This window comes from Winslowiella toletana (assembly GCF_032164335.1).
Lineage (GTDB): Bacteria > Pseudomonadota > Gammaproteobacteria > Enterobacterales > Enterobacteriaceae > Erwinia > Erwinia toletana_A.
This window is the reverse complement of record NZ_CP134152.1, coordinates 598205-616278: the sequence shown is the minus strand read 5'-3', so window position 1 is coordinate 616278 and position 18074 is coordinate 598205. Positions and strand designations below refer to the sequence as shown.

The 18074-nt window shown below is 46.4% G+C and carries 16 protein-coding genes; 6 read left to right on the top strand and 10 right to left on the bottom strand.

Translation table 11 applies throughout. The annotated features are described in order from the left end of the window. Nucleotides 1–123 precede the first annotated feature (123 nt). The 9 genes from RIN69_RS02870 to RIN69_RS02830 form a co-directional block, all read right to left on the bottom strand. The gene (locus RIN69_RS02870; protein ID WP_313855429.1) at nt 124–465 is read right to left on the bottom strand and encodes a TA system toxin CbtA family protein; all 342 of its coding nucleotides are present in this window, start codon (nt 463–465) and stop codon (nt 124–126) included. Nucleotides 466–485: 20 nt separating this feature from the next. After that, nucleotides 486–827: a type IV toxin-antitoxin system YeeU family antitoxin gene (locus tag RIN69_RS02865; RefSeq protein ID WP_313855427.1), complete on the bottom strand. Its 342-nt coding sequence runs from the start codon at nt 825–827 to the stop codon at nt 486–488. A 10-nt stretch (nt 828–837) separates the two neighbouring features. Beyond that, a complete protein-coding gene (radC, locus tag RIN69_RS02860) occupies nt 838–1380 on the bottom strand; it encodes a RadC family protein (RefSeq protein ID WP_313855425.1) in 543 nt (180 codons plus the stop codon). A 12-nt stretch (nt 1381–1392) separates the two neighbouring features. After that, nucleotides 1393–1869, bottom strand: coding sequence for an antirestriction protein (locus tag RIN69_RS02855; protein WP_313855423.1), 477 nt, complete (start codon nt 1867–1869; stop codon nt 1393–1395). 243 nt (nt 1870–2112) lie between these two features. Then, nucleotides 2113–2931, bottom strand: coding sequence for a DUF932 domain-containing protein (locus RIN69_RS02850; protein WP_275388219.1), 819 nt, complete (start codon nt 2929–2931; stop codon nt 2113–2115). A 209-nt stretch (nt 2932–3140) separates the two neighbouring features. Next, nucleotides 3141–3767 (bottom strand): hypothetical protein, encoded by a 627-nt coding sequence (locus RIN69_RS02845; RefSeq protein WP_275388220.1) that lies wholly within the window; start codon nt 3765–3767, stop codon nt 3141–3143. A 4-nt stretch (nt 3768–3771) separates the two neighbouring features. Then, nucleotides 3772–4323 carry a hypothetical protein gene (locus RIN69_RS02840; RefSeq protein ID WP_275388221.1) on the bottom strand — a complete coding sequence of 184 codons (552 nt, stop codon included), beginning with the start codon at nt 4321–4323 and terminating at the stop codon, nt 3772–3774. A 305-nt stretch (nt 4324–4628) separates the two neighbouring features. Next, on the bottom strand, nt 4629–5510 hold the full coding sequence (locus RIN69_RS02835) for a GTPase family protein (protein ID WP_275388222.1): 882 nt from the start codon (nt 5508–5510) through the stop codon (nt 4629–4631). 83 nt (nt 5511–5593) lie between these two features. Beyond that, the gene (locus tag RIN69_RS02830) at nt 5594–6406 is read right to left on the bottom strand and encodes a hypothetical protein (RefSeq protein WP_275388223.1); all 813 of its coding nucleotides are present in this window, start codon (nt 6404–6406) and stop codon (nt 5594–5596) included. A gap of 575 nt (nt 6407–6981) precedes the next feature. Here RIN69_RS02830 and RIN69_RS02825 point away from each other — a divergent pair. The 6 genes from RIN69_RS02825 to RIN69_RS02800 all read left to right on the top strand — a co-directional run bounded on the left by RIN69_RS02825 (nt 6982) and on the right by RIN69_RS02800 (nt 16282). Beyond that, on the top strand, nt 6982–7191 hold the full coding sequence (locus RIN69_RS02825) for a helix-turn-helix transcriptional regulator (protein ID WP_275388224.1): 210 nt from the start codon (nt 6982–6984) through the stop codon (nt 7189–7191). A gap of 701 nt (nt 7192–7892) precedes the next feature. Continuing rightward, nucleotides 7893–8513 carry a YagK/YfjJ domain-containing protein gene (locus RIN69_RS02820; RefSeq protein WP_061498086.1) on the top strand — a complete coding sequence of 207 codons (621 nt, stop codon included), beginning with the start codon at nt 7893–7895 and terminating at the stop codon, nt 8511–8513. 588 nt (nt 8514–9101) lie between these two features. Next, on the top strand, nt 9102–12074 hold the full coding sequence (locus tag RIN69_RS02815; protein ID WP_275388225.1) for a type I restriction endonuclease subunit R: 2973 nt from the start codon (nt 9102–9104) through the stop codon (nt 12072–12074). A 109-nt stretch (nt 12075–12183) separates the two neighbouring features. Further along, nucleotides 12184–13431, top strand: a complete 1248-nt coding sequence (locus tag RIN69_RS02810) for a restriction endonuclease subunit S (RefSeq protein WP_061498095.1) — start codon at nt 12184–12186, stop codon at nt 13429–13431. After that, entirely contained in the window at nt 13428–14678 is a 1251-nt protein-coding gene (locus tag RIN69_RS02805) for an ATP-binding protein (protein WP_148654723.1), read from the top strand. The genes RIN69_RS02810 and RIN69_RS02805 overlap by 4 nt, the downstream gene beginning before the upstream one ends. After that, on the top strand, nt 14675–16282 hold the full coding sequence (locus tag RIN69_RS02800) for a type I restriction-modification system subunit M (protein WP_313855411.1): 1608 nt from the start codon (nt 14675–14677) through the stop codon (nt 16280–16282). Before RIN69_RS02805 ends, RIN69_RS02800 begins: the two co-directional genes overlap by 4 nt. 365 nt (nt 16283–16647) lie before the next feature. Here the strand turns inward: RIN69_RS02800 and RIN69_RS02795 are convergent, their stop codons facing one another. Next, the gene (locus RIN69_RS02795; protein ID WP_313855410.1) at nt 16648–17901 is read right to left on the bottom strand and encodes a tyrosine-type recombinase/integrase; all 1254 of its coding nucleotides are present in this window, start codon (nt 17899–17901) and stop codon (nt 16648–16650) included. Nucleotides 17902–18074 lie beyond the last annotated feature (173 nt).

Here is an 18074-nt window from a genome sequence, read left to right as displayed (position 1 = left end):
TTGCATGATATTTCGTCCATATAAGTAAAAGCACCAACCAGCATCGGCAGGTGCTTTTTGGAATGAGTAAATTAAATAAGTAAGGAAAGCTGCAGTGTGAATCAGGAAGGCTATTCCCAATATTCATCGTACCGCGCTAATACGATTTCTTTTCAATAAACCAGTTGCCTGTCGCGCCCGCAGAATATCGACTGCCCGCAGATATGGGGACTGTTCTTGCCAGTCGAATCCCCTGCGATCAATACGAACCAGCCCGTACTTTTCCACCAGAAAATTAACGGCATCGGCCAAAGATATACCAGCATCGATATGTTTCTGAATTACCGTTTCATCACTGAACGGCGTGTCGTTGAGTGTCAGGCCATAATGTTGTTCCAGCAGGCGTGCAAGCAGCATTTGCCAGACTGCCACGGGCGACAGATATAGCGTCGCCGCCTGCGGATTTGTTGCAGATAGAGTTTTCATATTTGCTATTGTGAAAGTAGTTAACGATGAGTGGGGTAAACGGTGATGTATACGTAGCCGTAACTGCCAAGGGTATCGGCTTCGCAGGTAAAGCCGTTGTGGTACAGGGTGACGCTATGGGCATGGCGAGGATTCATTTCACCAGTGGTCAGCATCGATTCCATTTGGCTGATAAAACGTGTGAATACTTCATCCAACTTCAAAGATTCTGCGTTACTGAATTCACCGGTAATGCAGGCCCGATCAGCCAGATAGTGCAGCCGGTTTCCCTCCTGTACCAGACGAGCACCAAAGCAAGGTGTCACATTACAATTCAGTCCCCATTGTAGAAATGAATCATTCTCTGAGTCAGTAGATTTCATTGAAGTGCCCTCATATCCAGCCTCGCTCTGCAAACGACACAATTCCATCTGAACCGATAACCAGATGATCGAGAGTGTTCACATCAACCAGTGCCAGCGCTTCTTTAAGCCTGCCCGTAATGTTGCGGTCACATTGGCTGGGCTCCGGATCACCGGATGGATGGTTATGCGCCAACACAACGGCCGCAGCATTGAAGCGAAGCGCTGATTTCACTACCTCACGGGGATGGACCTGCACATGGCTAATAGAACCGGCAAATAGCGTTTCACTCTCCAGTAAACGATGCTGGTTATCGAGATAGAGCACCATAAACACTTCCCGTTCTTGTCCTGCCAGTCGTAACCAAAGCCAGTCACGGGCAGCAGTGCTTGAGATAAAGGATATGCCGGGCTGGCTCAGATATTTATCCAGCAAGTTGATAGCACGACGAATGGTGCGTTGGGCATAGGGGGTTAATCCGGATGTCGCGGTAAGCAGGTAATCATGTTGAGCCATAACCGCCAGAGGAAAAAGTTCAGGCTGTGATGATACCGGGGATAATGCGATATTCATGTCAGGTATTCCTCAGTCGATTAGATGCATAATGGCGCTGTATTCCGGATGGTTTAGCGCGTAGTCACGTAAGTGATAATAGTGCTCAGTCATCGCGTCACATTCGGTGCGACAAGCGTGGTGGCTGTATGCCATCAGGCAGGCGATTATCCCTGCTGCTTCACTGGTGAGCTCTGCGCCATTGCCGTTCATGCTGTTGAACAATGCCCACGTCTTATCGTTCTCTGACTCAGGAGCCATGAAAGCACCGCCGTTACCGATCGTCGAAAAGTTCCAGATACCACCGTGGTAATCGGCACACAGCCGGTCCATCCAGGCAAAAATACAGGTTTCAAGGGTTATCCATTGTGGAATGGAGCCAAAGTGCTGCGACCAGAAGGCAGTACGCTGTTCATCGGGCACGGGCGTACATACGATGCGCACTGTATCAGCGTGTGGTGAAGCGGGGGATTCAGCCACTGTGCTGGTCAGGATGAGTATGTTGTTCATTTAGTTTCCTTTGTATTTCAGATAGGTTGTCGAGACGAAGTGATGGGCAGGACTGCGCATAGCCATCCTCATCACAGCACGAAGGCCTGCTCCCCTCAGTGATGCTTAAGCTGCACTGGCTGAGTTCACCGGGTCGATAAAGAAGGTGTGAGCACCATGCGCACAAGTCGTCATCGGAGATAGAGCGGCTGTATAGATTATTCTCCAGGGTGGCCTGGCGGGCGCTATCAGGCAGCGGTGGCATCAGCTCAGCGCCTGCTGCAGTTCTTCCGCCATCACCCAGAGTGCCCGGTTGAGCTTAACGTCGCCGTCTATGCCTTTAACCGCGCGAGTATGGCTGCGTTTGCCTTTGGCAGTACGTCCTGACAGACCCCCTTTCAGCAGGTTCTCTTGGCAACGATTGAAAACTGACCACAGGTCGTCCTGACGGTCTTCATAGCGGCGGGGTATCAGTATCTGGGATGCCGTCACCGGCTGGTGCTCTTCCCCGAAGCGATACGTCAGCGCGGCTCTGGCAAAAGCTTGTTGTATCGGTGGGGGAAGTAGCAGCGACTGCATCGCATCCCGATTTTCTTCAACCCTGTCAAAAATCCCCAGTACCTCGTAAGCCCCTTCAATGACCTTTTCCACCACATTGCCTTTGTGCGGGACGCGCACCTCACCAAAGGTTTCGCCGCAGACAAGCCCGTTCTGGCAGACAAAACGAAACAGGCCCGGCAGCATCTGGTATGAGCTGGAGCCGTCGTGACTGTTAAGCAGGATGATTTCGGGGACCTGTTTGCCGGTGATTTGCCCCTCACGCCTGAGACGCAGCATGTGCTTTGTGTGATCGCGTTTATTCAGGTCGCGCACGCGGGTCTGGCAGGCAAAGAACGGCTGGAATCCTTCCCGCTGTAGGTTATCCAGCAAGGTGATGGTCGGGATGTACGTGTAACGTTCGCTGCGGGATTCATGTTTTTCTTCGCTGAAGACGCTGGGCACGTAGTGCGCCAGTTCATCGTGGGTTAACGGACGGTCGCGGCGCACGAGGCTGGCAGTGCCAAAACGGCTGGCTAAGCGCATGGGTAACTCCTTTGATTACATAAATGAAAAGGCCATACCTCCCGAAGGAAGTACGGCCTTTTAGTGAACAAAAATAACGGGGTTAATACCTGGGGGAATACGGTCAGTACTAGGGATGCCAGAAGAGTAGGCTGTAACTCAGAACAAGGACCAGGACATAAACAATGCAGGATGTTAGATAGAGAACGCCTGCTATCATGTCAGTATCCTTACTGATGGTTGGCCAGACGCGCGAGGGAGGCAATACGGGTTTCACCCTGCGCCAGGCTGCAGTTATTGGCCTTGGCGGATACGAGTGCGCCAGCGAGCGCCGGGGCCAGTTTCGGGGCCGGATATTGCCAGCTCCATGCCACTGGACCGTGATCGGATACGCCGTCATTTTCATAGAAATGGAAAACAAAGCTTCCTTTTTTATAATTCAGCATACGTGACGCTGCGCGTGTAAGATCCGGTGAGACTTGGCTGTCGAAAAGTGTCACTGTCTGTTCCGCATGTGTCCTTATCTGACGCTCTTCCTCCGGGTAATACTGGATGGTCATACCCGTTGCGCCTGATGCCTTACCTCCGGTGATATCTTTCAGCCAGTAGAAAATATTCAGGCGCTTTTCCGGGCCGTTGCAGGTAAGAATAAACTTCTGCGTTTCCTTACCCTTTGTGGCGCTAATTATAAAATCATCCACGCCATCCATGATGTGGTCATGCATGACTTGCACATTTCCTGCCACCTCGCCTGTGACGATAACGGGTTTAATGTCATAGGCAGCAGCACGGCTCACCTGAGTCCATAATACCGCGACGACAATTAGCAGCCGGGCGATAACGTTTACCGTTTTCATTTTTTCACTCTCCCGCTTCGGGTAAAACGACATAAATATCCCGGCCCCTGACCTCAATGGTCACATGCTCCTTTACACCGGTATTCAGCAATGCCTGCGCCTGCCAGAAACGACCGCTGACCTCTTCATGCATTTCCGTGACGCGGATACAGCGCTCATCACTCCCCTCTTTATGCAGGATTTTCGTCACGACGGCACAGGCACTCTGCGCCAGATTTTCTGTACCTGAGGTTTTCTTAAACTGATTTATCGCCACGAATGACAGCACTGTACAAAGCAACCAGACCTGCAGAAGCCGCCACGATTTGCCCTGCATCTGGTCGCGCTGGCGAAGGTAAACAAAATTCAGAGGAAACCACAGCCATGAAGGTGGTGTGATGCCCTGCTTCATCAGGTTTATCCGGTCCAGTAACACCCAGACTAGGGCAACAATCATATAAATGACCCCGGCAACGCCCTGCGGAAAGTTCAGGTAAAGCACAATCCAGAGGGTCGGGAGAATTGCCGCCAGACACCATGCGAACAGGTCCTGACGTAATAACGGATAAGATTTCATAGCGATTCCCCCGAATTGCTCTTTTCTCTGTTAAACACAGGGACGCACAAAGACATAAAATACTCCTTAATAAACAAATTACTGGGATGGTTAAGAAAGGTTTGCTGGTTATTTTCAGCGCAGATCGTACTGCCTAACTTTCTGGTGTGATAATCGTTAATTCAGATCGATAATTGATTACCGATCGTTATTTTCTATCGATTGCGACGATCGATAAACTTAATCTGATAGCTAATATCTATTGCCCGGTTTCATTTCGATCGTCGAAACAGATCGAACAGGTGCTGAGAAAAGACACGATAAAATCAGAACAGGAGATGCCAGACGGCGCGGGCAACAGTCAGCAACCGGTGGCGGAGCTGGTGAAGATAGTGAACCAGAATCCCGGAAGTCTTCAGAGTGTTCACCGCTTCATCAAATATCTCCCCGGTCACACGGACAAATCCATCACGGGCAGTTTCCCTGACTGTGTCGGTCCGAAGTTCGGGGTGCAGATGGCGGGAAACTGCGCTGCCGCTGTGTACTGGTAACGCCAGTATCAGGGCCTCCACCCAGTGATGCAGGTTGTAGTGCTCTGCAGCAGAGACGGCAATGACCGGGTGGACAGTGGCGAAAAGGGTTTCAGCCAGTCGGGTTTTGGCCTGCAGGTTCTGTTGCTGCTGTTGCGAGGGCCGGTGATTCAGCCCATCCCATTCCCGGCAGGGCTCTATTTTGTCTGCCTGGCTTAGGACAAACAGAAAGCGCTCCGGTTCTGCTCCGCTGCGGAGTAAATCGCGGTAACAGCGGATATCCTCGTTCCAGGCCCGTTCATCGGCTTTGAGTACCCAGACAATCAGGTCCAGCCTGCCGGACCACGCCTGATACAGGCTACGGTACAGACTGTCCAGCTCCGGGGTTTCGCCAATACCCGGAAAATCTACCAGTGTCAGGGTATGTGTGCCGTGAGTGACCCGATAGCGCTGAACGGTACGGGTACAGCCGCTGATGGCATCAACCCTGGCGGGAGGTGGGCTGAAAAGGGTATTGCAGAGGCTGGATTTCCCTGTGCCGCTTTTTCCCATCAGTCCGATACAGGGTTCATAACTTATGATACTGCTGAGTTGACGGTATATCTTTTCTGTAGCATCAGCAGGTAACTGTGAAAGGAGCTGCTGTAGCGGCATTATTTTAGAGGATTCATTGTTCATATTTCACCTGTGATAAAACAATCTTGTTCAATATCACAGGAGTAATATAGGCCTGAAATAATTTACAACTCAATCACCCAGCGTTAAGGTTTCAGCAGATACCTCTTCTTCTGGCTTTCATTCATTGCTTTAAACTTCAGACGTTCTTTACTAAAAGAAATATCAACCCCTTTGATAATCACAGATTCAGGTAACGTCTTCTCAGGGAATTTTTTTGGTAAAGTTAATACCGGTATAAAAAATGCCCCGGTTGTATCTGTCCGGGACGATTCAGCGACCTTACACAGACCTCTGGGAATTCTTCGTCCTGCTTGAGCGACAGCCTCGTATTTTATATAGCGTAAGTTTTCAAAATCCAGCACCCCGCCACATTTGTCCCATTCGCTCCTGCTGACAGTAATCATCCTGCATGTTGCAGTAAAGGTCCCTGAGTACAATCCGGTGGCAGTGCTGGTATTACAGTAATAACAAGCCACATATGTCTTCAGCACAATCCGAAACGATTTATCGTTAACTTCGTGACCATGATTGCTAAAATGATTAGCAACGTGTTCAAGAATTTTATCGTCAATTGTTTCCATCAAAGACTTATGGTTTTGCCGTATCAAGGAGCTCTCTCCGTTATTAGGGAAGTACACCTCAGGCAGTCCGATGAAATCAACCGAACCGTTCACACTGAATTCTCTCGAATTAACATATTCGGGAAAAAGCTGAACCGGAACGAGTTTACCTTTGATGTCATTATTAGCCATCAAATTCTCTCTCTCTTTTGTGACCAGAGAGTAAAGATAATGAGACGCACTTTTTTTCCCATTCGACTTCACCGCTTTGTCACGAAGAAACGCCTCAGTCTCCTCATCAGAATAGTACATCGTTGCTTTGTATTTATACGCCATACATCCCCCCGGGCTGTTCCTGATTTCTCTGCATTTACCTGCTGGTTTACATTCCTGCTCCGGAACTCCACCCATCACTATCGCACAACCAATTTACCTTAATTTTATGGTAATTAAAAAATAAAAAGTACCCTAAAATTGATAAGATATAGGTTATTAATTACATGCTATAAAATTTAAAAGTGACTTATAAAAGTAGGCTACTTTCAATTTTAACATTTAAATTCATTGCGTTAATTTAAATTCAGTAGTTTCTGTAACCTACCAGATACCATCTACTCAGAAGGTTCTTTTTTACCTTGAGAATCTCACTTAACCGGAAGTTAGTTAAAAATTACTGCGATAACAATCTTCTCAGACGCTGCCCGTCATACCCAATGGACCGCTATGGCATGACATCTGCTCCGGGTAAAAGAAGTGACGTTTTATGCATCTCTTACGCGACAGAGGAAAGTGGGTAACAGCCAGCTTCATTGATTTTTTACACGGTCTTCCATCCCCTGAGGAAGGCTGCAACACAACACTGAGAACCAGTCATTCCTCCTTTTCACATTCAACGTAAAGGAGATATCCCCATGAATACATCACCTGCTCTGCTGAACGACCAGCTTGTCGATATGGCATTCATCACCACCTATACCGAAATGACAGACAAATGGTTCTACAAACTCATCAGTGAAGGACTCTTTCCTAAGCCAATCAAACTGGGTCGTAGCTCGCGCTGGCTAAAGAGCGAAGTGGAAGCCTGGTTGCAGCAGCGCATAGCAGACTCCCGGGGTAACTGAGCATGTCTGTAAAATAGTGGAAGTAAGGCTTAGCTCCTGGTGGCCTGGCAGAAGCATAAATGGACAAAACAGATGTTGTCCATGAGCACTTCCGAATATCCTGATTATCAGAATTTTATTTATATTCTGAATTGCTAACCCTGGAGTAAATTCTGAACACCTATAATATAAAGCCCCGCATGTGGAAAGGCTTTTGTGTATATAAGTTATATTCAGTTGTACAGTATATATATTATATGTAAAGAGACTAATACCCTAAGATATAAATACATATAAATATACATAAACAAGCTAATGGTATATGTAAGTAGATATGTAGGCAGATATGAAAAATGATTAAAATGTATTTCCAGGAGTTCATGTGTTTTTAGTATGAAACACACAACACTGACTAATTAAATATAAATCAACAGAGTGCATGCAATAATTCCGCTTATGCAATCCACATGCATCATTTCAATTTAAATACCTTAATACACATTCAAAAAGATATGTGTTAAATGTCAAAAAGAGAGCCACATCTCACAAATAGAAACCACAATGTTAACTCTTAAGTTATAACTACCAGGGGATAATAACGGGAAAATAACCCCCCCTACCCAGGAAAGGCATAAATATCAAACAACCAATGTATTCATTACTGCCATTCGCTCTGGCAGGGACTTCGCTCGTCTGAAACAGACTCAAAAGGAGTAATACTTATGACTAACAGTAAATTTGGGGAAATCAATACGAGTTATATGAATCGTATTACGGATATCATCAACTTCGCGACAAAAGCTCACGCTAGGACATCCGTATTCATCTTCGTACTCAGGCTACCTGAGCATCGTGATACAGGCGACAGTATTGCCTGCGTCCCTGATCTTAGTTCAGGATTGATGGAACGAGTAATTGGGTCGCTGAGAGCTCGTTTCACAGCCCATCAGAAACGACGTAAGCGTGAAGGTCATCAGGTTTGTCCAACTGACCTGAGACACGTCTGGGTACGTGAGGTGGGAACTAGCGGTAAATCTCACTACCACATGGCGATATTCGTCAACAAAGATACGTTTAATGGATTAGGGAATTATTCGAAAGAAGACCATAACCTAGGGAGTTACATCTGCGAGGCCTGGCTAAGTGCGCTGGGTCTGCTCGAATTCCCTGAGTACAGGACGCTGGTTAACCTCACCAATGCGCCGCATTATCTGGAGCGTCTTCGGGTGGACCGCTTTGGGGAACAGATACTGAAGTTACGGAGCCACCTGGAATACTTTGCCAAAGAACGTACGAAGGCATACAGAAAGGAAGAACGCTCATTCGGTGGAAGTACGAAATAAACCACATGCCGGGGATGTGGTTAAATGGCCCCCAGGCCTGTCACCTAGAGGGGCAACTGGAAATTATCTCTCGGCAACAATACGCTGGCACCTTTAGCTGATGATTTATAACACAGCCAAGTAACAGTTTTTATGGGGAAAAAGGGCTCATTCAGAAATAAAAATGCTGAGTCAGTTCGGGGACTTTTATGTCTCCTTAAACATGTCACACCTCAACCGCAAAGCAGCTTGCGGCTATGCGAAGATGCATACGCGTAAAACCCATGATAGACTCAAAAAGACTCTCACAAACAGATAAAACAGCTACCCACCCATAAACTCAGAACGGTGGATTGCAGTTGAAAAGGTTGCCCGGCATCCGTATGTCCCCAAGGACACCGTCTACTGCTCGAGAGAGTAAGAGATTTCCGCAAATCGTGTATGAGGCTAAGGAACTTCCAGTTGTCCGAGGTAGGCGGGTTGAAGGGGGCAGTGGCGTAATAATTATTGAAGGGTGTCAAAAAGGGAATTCAGGGCATTCAAACACAATGGCATTAACAAATCTGTGTGACAGTTAGGATAACTTTTTTGGTATTTGGGGCAGGATTCATGGCAACATCAGAACAACAGATCGAAAATGACCTGATCGCTAAGCTCAGCGACCTAAAATATACCTACCGTCCCGATATCCGCGATCTTACTACGCTAAAAGCCAATTTTCGTGAAAAATTCGAGGCACTTAACCGAGTGCATCTGACAGATAGCGAATTTCAGCGACTGATCGATGGCATTATCACGCCCGATGTGTACAACGCTGCCCAGATACTGCGAAGTATCAACAGCTTCGAGCGCGACGATGGTACTCCGCTTAACTACACCTTAGTAAACATTAGAGACTGGTGCAAAAACGACTTCGAAGTAATCAACCAGTTACGCATTAATAACGATAACAGCCATCATCGCTACGACGTAATACTGCTTATCAACGGTATACCAATGGTGCAGATTGAGCTTAAAACGCTGGCCGTAAGCCCGAGACGTGCCATGCAGCAGATCGTGGATTACAAAAACGCGCCTAGCAATGGCTATGGTAAAACACTGCTGTGTTTCATCCAGCTCTTTATCGTCAGCAACCGCAGCGATACATGGTACTTCGCTAACAACAACCAGCGACACTTCAGCTTTAATGCCGACGAGCGTTTCCTTCCTGTCTACCAGTTTGCCAGCGAGGACAATAAGAAAATCACCCAGCTTGACCGTTTTGCTGAGAAGTTTTTGGCAAAGTGTACCTTGGGTCAGATGATAAGTCGCTATATGGTTATTGTAGCCAGCGAACAGAAGCTGCTCATAATGCGGCCATATCAAATCTATGCGGTCAAAGCCATTGTCGAATGCATTAACCAGAATTGTGGCAACGGGTATATTTGGCACACCACAGGCTCGGGCAAGACTCTGACCTCCTTTAAGGCCTCTACCCTGCTCAAAGACAATCCAGACATAGACAAATGTCTGTTCGTGGTAGACCGAAAAGACCTCGATCGTCAGACCCGTGAAGAGTTTAACCGTTTTCAGGAAGGCTGCGTTGAGGAAAATACTAACACCGAAACATTGGTGCGCCGTTTGCTGTCCGACGATTATGCAGACAAGGTCATTGTCACCACTATCCAGAAATTGGGTTTGGCATTAGACGGTACCAATAAACGTAACTACAAAGAGCGGCTAGAGCCACTGCGCAAAGCTCGCTTAGTATTTATCTTCGATGAATGCCACCGCTCACAATTTGGTGATAACCATAAAACAATAAAGGACTTTTTCCCCTACGCCCAGCTCTTTGGCTTTACAGGCACACCAATTTTTGAACAAAACGCCAACTATCAGCAGATCGAAGATCAGAAGGCCAGTTACCGCACGACCGATGATTTGTTTCAGCGCAGCCTGCATGAGTACACCATCACCCATGCTATCGAAGATCGCAACGTATTGCGTTTTCATGTGGACCATTTCAAGCCCGAGGGCAAGAAGCCACCCAAGCCAGGCGAAAGGATTGACAAAACTAAGGTCATTAAGACCATTCTGGCCAAACACGATGCAGCTACTAATGAGCGCAAATTTAACGCAATACTGGCTACTGCGAGTATTAATGATGCCATCGAGTACTTCGAGTTGTTCACAAGAATTCAAAGTGAGCAAGCGGAGCAAGACCCTGATTTTCGCCCTTTAAGTATTGCTTGCGTGTTCTCACCGCCAGCTGAGGGGAATAAGGATATACAGCAGATTCAGGAAGACCTGCCCCAGGAAAAGCAAGACAATCAGCAGGATCCAGAAGGCAAGAAAGAAGCACTCAACAATATCATCACAGATTATAATATTCGCTTTGGCACCAACCACCGTATTAGCGTTTTTGATCTGTACTATCAAGATGTGCAAAAGCGCATCAAAGATCAACAGTATCCAAATGTCGATTTTCCGGCTGCGCAAAAAATTGACATCACAATAGTGGTGGACATGCTGCTCACGGGTTTTGATTCCAAATACCTCAACACGCTTTATGTGGATAAGAACCTCAAACACCATGGTCTGATCCAAGCATTTTCGCGAACCAATCGCGTGCTTAACGACAGCAAGCCCTACGGCAATATCCTTGATTTTCGCCAACAGAAAACGTCAGTAGACGAGGCTATCGCACTATTCTCCGGCGAGAAGATCGATAATCCTCGCGAAATCTGGCTCGTAGATCCTGCTATCAAAGTAATCGACACACTACAAACCGCCACCCAGAAGCTGGCAGATTACATGCATTCACAGGGCCTAGCTAATGCACCGGAAGAGGTTTCTAATCTTAGAGGTGATGCGGCTCGTGCACAGTTTGTTAACCTATTCAAGGAAGTACAGCGCTTAAAAACGCAACTTGATCAGTACACAGATCTCACCGATGAGCAAAAGACACTGATCGCGCAAATTGTACCACCTGATCAGTTGCAAGGGTTCAAGGGCGTATACTTGGATACGGCCAAACAACTAAAGGAACAGCAAGATCGTGACCAAGCACCGTCTGAAGTGCAACAACTTGATTTCGAGTTTGTTCTCTTCTCCTCCGCAGTGATTGATTACGATTATATAATGGATCTCATTGCAAAACTGACACAACAGAAACCCGGCAAGAGCACAATGAATCGTGAGCAACTCATCGGCCTGATCCAATCCGATGCCAAGTTTATCGATGAGCGTGAGGAGATTGCTGAGTATATTCGAGGTCTCCCAACCGATGAGGCATTGAATGAAAAACAAATACGTGATGGCTTTGCTAGATTCAAAGCAGAGAAAAAAACACGAGAACTCGCCAACATTGCCAACCGTCACGGGCTTTCGCTCGATGCCCTTCAAGAGTTTGTAGATGAAATCATGCGTCGATGTATTTTCGACGGTGAAAAACTCACTGACTTTCTGAAGCCGTTAGGGCTCAACTGGAAGAGCAGAAGAGTGAAAGAGTTGGCACTTATGGAGGAATTAACTCCAATACTGCATAAACTTTCGCAAGGTCGAGAAATAGCTGGTCTAGCGGCTTATGAGGAAGAACGATGATAAGTATAGATTTCGTACAAAGGTTACGGAAAATGGATTCCTGGTCACTTATCGACTTTGTCGATGAAAACGCACGCTGTCTATTTATGGTACTACAGGAAGAAGTAGTATGACTGGAAACCAAAAATATCCACTAGTGCCACAGTTGAGATTTCCTGAATTTCGGAATGCGGGGGAATGGTTCACAATCGAACTAGGTGAAATCTCTCAATTTGTAACTGAAAGGGCTGGTACTACTATCTGCACGCCTTATACAATTACATCTGGGGTTGGCCTTATTAGCCAGGAAGAGAAACTTGGTCGCACCATTGCGGGTAATTCTCTGAAAAACTATATTATCCTGCAGAAGAATGACTTCGCATACAATAAAAGTGCTACAAAAGCATATCCGCAAGGTTTTATTGCCTGTTATCTCGGCGATGAACGGGCTGCTGTACCGAACAGCATATTTACGTGTTTTCGCGTAAATAAAAAGCTAGTTATTCCTGCTTTTTTGGATGCACTTTTTTTTAATAATCTGCATGGAAATTGGCTGAGAAATCGTATCGCAATCGGTGCTCGCGCTCACGGCTCACTACAAGTTAATGATGATGATATAAGGGCGATACCAATACCGTTACCTAGTGGTTCTCTATCCCTTGCAGAGCAACAAAAGATCGCTGACTGCTTGTCTTCCCTTGATGAACTTATTACAAACGAATCCCTCAAACTGGATAGACTCAACACTCACAAAAATGGCTTGATGCAGCAGCTTTTTCCTCGCAAAGGCGAATCCATAGCACGGTTGCGGTTTCCTAAGTTTCAGAAAGATCCTGAGTGGCGACAGGTATTGCTTGGCGACCTTTGCCATATGCAAGCCGGGAAATTCATCGCTGCAGCCGATCTTTCAGAAGAATTTTCAGATGGCCTTTACCCTTGCTATGGTGGTAACGGTCTACGTGGTTATGCCAAGAAGTTTAATCGGTCAGGAAGGTATTCACTTATTGGCCGCCAAGGTGCCTTATGTGGGAACGTCAATCTTGTTGATGGCAATTTTTATGCAACCGAGCATGCAGTTGTAACGACGCCTAAACCTGGAGTAAGTACAGATTGGCTTTATTATTGCCTAAAATTCCTAAATTTGAATACTTATGCCACTGGACAAGCCCAACCAGGACTTTCTATAGAGAGTCTTGAGAAGGTTCCATGTGTCATTCCCCAAGACAAAGATCAAGAAGAACAACAGAAAATCGCCGATTGTTTATCTTCCGTTGACGACCTGATCGCGGCTCAAAGCCACAAAGTTTATCTTCTAAAGACATGGAAGAAAGGCTTGATGCAAAAACTCTTCCCTAAGTTCGCTGAGGTGAGTATATGAGTGGCATTCGAACCTACAAAAGCCTTCGTAATGTAGTGACCCGGTTACGTGATGATCTGAATCAAAAGGAAACCGTTTCTCAGAAAAATATAATTAAGAGCCCGGCTACCATAATCCTAATATATGCTTATAACCGGACCGGAAAAACTCGGCTTTCTATGGAATTCAAGAATGCCGGAAAACGGAAATCCAAGAAAAATCCTGAGAGAAAAGCAGATACTCTATATTTTAATGCCTTTACGGAAGATCTATTTACGTGGGAAAACGATTTGGATGGCGATAGTGTACGCTATCTGCAGCTTAACAATAAATCCAAGTTCTTCAAAGCAATGGATGAGCTTGCTTTAGATGAAGCAATCGCTGGTTTTGTCAGCCATTACGCCGACTTTGATTTTGATATTGATTATGGAAATTGGCAGGTAGCTTTTCGAAAAGGTGACGAAGAAAACATCAAGATATCAAGGGGTGAACAAAATATTTTTGTCTGGTGTCTTTTCATGGCTATTTGCGAACGTATGCTTGATGGACATGAATCCTACCAATGGGTGAAATACCTTTATATAGATGATCCTATTTCGTCCCTTGACGACAATAACGCAGTAGCCATTGCCTGCGATCTTGCCAAGCTTCTCCGCCGCGCAGCTAATAGGAAAGGCAGCAATGGTGAGTCTGCCCCAATTAAGATTATCTTTTCTTCCCATCACGCTCTTTTCTTCAACGTGATGTGCAATGAGATTGGCAGATCAAAGGAGGGAGAGCCTAAAGTGACCCACAAACGTTATTTCCTTCACCGTCCCAATGGCGGCGAAGTATATACATTGCGTGCGACAGAAGATACGCCTTTTTTTCATCATGTTGCTTCTCTTGCTGAACTACAGCGTGCAGCTTTCCACACTTCAGGTACTCTCTACACTTTTCACTTCAATGCGATGCGTAGCATCATGGAGAAAACAGCCTCTTTTTTCGGCCACTCTAATATCTCTTTTTGCCTTAAGACACTTAATAATGAGGATGACAGAATACTCTATAATAGAGCACTCAATCTTCTTAGCCATGGTAAATACGCCATACATGAACCAACCCAAATGGGTGAGGATACAAAAGAATTGTTTCGCCGAATTCTTAGAGACTTTGTAGCCGAATTTCAATTCGCTCTCCCGGAGATTTTAGGCGCATCAGTTGATGGAAATTTGCAAATCACTTCACAAAAAGTCGCTCTAGAAAAGAAAGAGCAGGAAATAACATGACAGATATTGAAAAGCAAAAACTTGGTAAAACCCTTTGGGCTATTGCGAATAAACTACGTGGTGCAATGAATGCGGACGACTTTCGCGACTATATGCTGGCTTTCTTGTTCCTGCGTTATTTGTCGGACAACTACGAGGCTGCCGCACAAAAAGAGCTAGGGTCAGACTACCCACAGCAAAATGAGGATTCAACTTTCACACCATTGCAACGCTGGTACGAAAGTAACCTAGAAGATGTCTCCGAGTTTGAGCAACAGATGCGCCGTAAAGTGCATTATGTGATCAAACCTGATTACTTGTGGGGTAATATTGCTGAGATGGCACGAATACAAGATGCCACATTACTCAGCACATTACAGGAGGGGTTTAAGTATATTGAGGAAGAGTCTTTCGCAAGTACATTCCGAGGATTATTTTCTGAGATTAACCTAGCCTCAGAAAAACTTGGCAAAACCTACATCGAGCGTAATACTTTATTGTGCAAAGTTATTGCCGAAATCGCTAAAGAACTGCGCGAGTTTTCCACCGACAGCGATACCCTGGGTGATGCCTATGAATATCTAATTGGCCAATTTGCAGCCGATTCAGGCAAGAAGGCTGGTGAATTCTACACGCCTCAGCAAATTTCCAGCATTTTGTCGGCAATCGTCACGTTAGATGGGCAGGAACCCGCCACAGGCAAGCGCCAACATCTTGACAGTGTATTTGATTTTGCCTGCGGCTCTGGCTCTTTGTTGCTAAATGTGCGCCATCGAATGGGTCAGCATGGGATCAATAAAATTTTCGGTCAGGAAAAAAACATCACCACCTACAACCTTGCGCGCATGAACATGCTACTACACGGTGTGAAGGATTCGGAGTTTGAGATTTTCCACGGCGATACTTTGCTTAACGACTGGGACATTCTGCGTGAGACCAATCCGGGCAAGATGCCGAAGTTTGATGCAGTGGTGGCAAACCCACCATTTAGCTACCGATGGGATCCGAGTGAAGCGCTGGGCGAGGACACACGATTCAAAAACCACGGTCTTTCACCTAAGTCGGCGGCAGATTTCGCCTTCCTGCTGCATGGATTCCATTTCCTGAAACAAGACGGCGTGATGGCGATTATCCTACCTCACGGCGTATTGTTCCGTGGCGGTGCCGAGGCACGAATCCGCACTAAGCTACTTAAGGATGGTCATATCGACACAGTCATCGGATTACCAGCTAATCTGTTTTTCTCTACCGGTATCCCAGTGTGCATCCTGGTGTTAAAGAAGTGTAAAAAACCTGACGATGTATTATTTATCAATGCAGCTGAGCACTTCTCTCCAGGAAAGCGTCAGAACCAGCTATTAGATGAGCATATCGACAAGATCATCACCACTTATCAATTCCGTAAGGAAGAGCCACGTTACTCGCGGCGTGTAGATATGGAAGAGATCGAGAAGCATGAGTTCAACTTGAACGTATCACGTTACATTAGTACTGCTGAGGATGAGAAGGAAATAGATCTTACCGCTTCACATGCCGACCTGTTAGCGGTCGAAGGTAAGATCATTTCAATTAAGGAGCGACATAACCAGTACCTAGCAGAACTGGGTCTGCCCTTATTGCCTTAATCGCAGTCGGGTATAGTGTAATATCTATGGCTCTACATAACCGGAACGTCCTAAAATCGGTTTTTTAGTCACATACTACCTGTACTTTCGGATAAGCGGAGTCTGGTAACAGGCTCCGCTCAAATCTCTCGAGAGCAATTTATTTCACCAAGTGGTGCTTCTCACAATGCAGTTTCCTACGAGATGTTCCTGCTTTCTCGGTTTTTATTTTTATAGCCCTTACAGACAGTTAGTAGTTGGCAAATGTTAGCTCATAAAAAGATATCAGGGACAACGATCAATAATGAATCAAATGCGTTTGTAATCTAGAGAACAATTGGGCAAAAATGCTTACCAAATGCCCCCTAACAATATGAAAGTCAGTCTCAATTCAATTTAGCAAAATCAAACGGACTAACTCCCTTCTCACGATTCGCATCCAGATAATCCGCCCACCACTGCACCATCAGCCTGCGCTCCCCCAAGAGCTCGGCCTTATGAATATAAGCCGCCCGCACAGAGTTACGTTCCTGGTGACTCATCTGCCGTTCTACCGCATCCTTCGACCACAACCCCGACTCAATCAATGAACTACATGCCATCGTCCTAAAACCATGCCCGCAGACTTCAACTTTCGTATCGTAGCCCATGACTCGTAGCGATTTGTTAACCGTGTTTTCACTCATCGGCTTACGAGGATCATGATCACCAACAAAGATCAGCTCTCGATTCCCATTCATGCTTTTGATCTTTTCCAGAATAGCTAAGGCCTGACGCGATAAGGGAACAAGATGGGGCGTCCGCATCTTTGAACCACGCTGAGAATGTTTAACACCGTCCAGCGCTTCACGCTCACCGGGGATCGTCCACATGGCCGTTTCAAAATCCACTTCTGACCAGCGGGCAAAACGCAGCTCGCTTGAACGGATGAAAACTAACAACGTGAGTTCGACAACCAATCGGGTTAACGGTCTGCCAGAATAGTTATCGATGCGGTGAAGTAATTCAGGTATTCGGTTCAGTTCAAGAGCTGCACGATGCTGTCTTTTCGCCGTAGCAACCGCACCAGCAATCTCTTGCGCGGGGTTGTAGTCGATTAAGCCGCTCTGAACGGCAAAGCGCACAATCGCGGTAGTTCGCTGCTGTAAATGGGCGGCGACTTCAAGACGCACGGACGACTCCAACGCTTTGATGAGGACAAGCAGATCCCGCGTCTTCAATTCAGCAATGTTCCGCTTACCGATAGCAGCAAAGAGATTATCTTCGAGGCTTTTCAATACACGAGCACTATGCGATGGAGACCACTTCTGATTGCTGGCGTGCCAGTCTCTGGCAACCACTTCAAACGTTATCGCCTCTTGCTCCTGTTCTACCTTAACCGCTTTCTTGTTTTCACTGGGATCGACGCCGTTAGCTAAAAGCTTACGCGCTTCGTCTCGCCGCGATCGAGCATCAGCTAACGAAACTTCAGGATACTTCCCCAACGCCAACATCTTCTCTTTACCACCGAAGCGATAACGCAGCCGCCAATATTTAGAGCCGTTGGGGTGAACCAGCAATACCATGCCGTCACCATCATTAAGTTTATAGGCTTTTGCTTCATGCTTAGCCGAACGAACCTTCACATCACTCAGAGCCATGATGAGTATCCTCACAAGGATTCTGTGTGGGTACAATCATAATCGAACCGGGATATACCCGCAGTTATCCCCACATCAGTAAATTGATGTAGATTGAATCAGGTCAACTTAGGTTGGATGAAAAGCGGGGCAAAGCCTTGCGGAGACTGAATTTCAGGCACAAAAAAGCCGCC

Excerpts from the sequence above, each read along its gene's own strand:
- radC (WP_313855425.1), bottom strand. The coding sequence starts at position 1,380 with ATGAATATCGCATTATCCCCGGTATCATCACAGCCTGAACTTTTTCCT.
- RIN69_RS02800 (WP_313855411.1), top strand. The coding sequence starts at position 14,675 with ATGACAGATATTGAAAAGCAAAAACTTGGTAAAACCCTTTGGGCTATT.
- RIN69_RS02815 (WP_275388225.1), top strand. The coding sequence starts at position 9,102 with ATGGCAACATCAGAACAACAGATCGAAAATGACCTGATCGCTAAGCTC.
- RIN69_RS02810 (WP_061498095.1), top strand. The coding sequence starts at position 12,184 with ATGACTGGAAACCAAAAATATCCACTAGTGCCACAGTTGAGATTTCCT.
- RIN69_RS02840 (WP_275388221.1), bottom strand. The coding sequence starts at position 4,323 with ATGAAATCTTATCCGTTATTACGTCAGGACCTGTTCGCATGGTGTCTG.
- RIN69_RS02835 (WP_275388222.1), bottom strand. The coding sequence starts at position 5,510 with ATGAACAATGAATCCTCTAAAATAATGCCGCTACAGCAGCTCCTTTCA.
- RIN69_RS02805 (WP_148654723.1), top strand. The coding sequence starts at position 13,428 with ATGAGTGGCATTCGAACCTACAAAAGCCTTCGTAATGTAGTGACCCGG.
- RIN69_RS02850 (WP_275388219.1), bottom strand. The coding sequence starts at position 2,931 with ATGCGCTTAGCCAGCCGTTTTGGCACTGCCAGCCTCGTGCGCCGCGAC.
- RIN69_RS02855 (WP_313855423.1), bottom strand. The coding sequence starts at position 1,869 with ATGAACAACATACTCATCCTGACCAGCACAGTGGCTGAATCCCCCGCT.
- RIN69_RS02830 (WP_275388223.1), bottom strand. The coding sequence starts at position 6,406 with ATGGCGTATAAATACAAAGCAACGATGTACTATTCTGATGAGGAGACT.
- RIN69_RS02870 (WP_313855429.1), bottom strand. The coding sequence starts at position 465 with ATGAAAACTCTATCTGCAACAAATCCGCAGGCGGCGACGCTATATCTG.
- RIN69_RS02820 (WP_061498086.1), top strand. The coding sequence starts at position 7,893 with ATGACTAACAGTAAATTTGGGGAAATCAATACGAGTTATATGAATCGT.
- RIN69_RS02825 (WP_275388224.1), top strand. The coding sequence starts at position 6,982 with ATGAATACATCACCTGCTCTGCTGAACGACCAGCTTGTCGATATGGCA.
- RIN69_RS02795 (WP_313855410.1), bottom strand. The coding sequence starts at position 17,901 with ATGGCTCTGAGTGATGTGAAGGTTCGTTCGGCTAAGCATGAAGCAAAA.
- RIN69_RS02845 (WP_275388220.1), bottom strand. The coding sequence starts at position 3,767 with ATGAAAACGGTAAACGTTATCGCCCGGCTGCTAATTGTCGTCGCGGTA.
- RIN69_RS02865 (WP_313855427.1), bottom strand. The coding sequence starts at position 827 with ATGAAATCTACTGACTCAGAGAATGATTCATTTCTACAATGGGGACTG.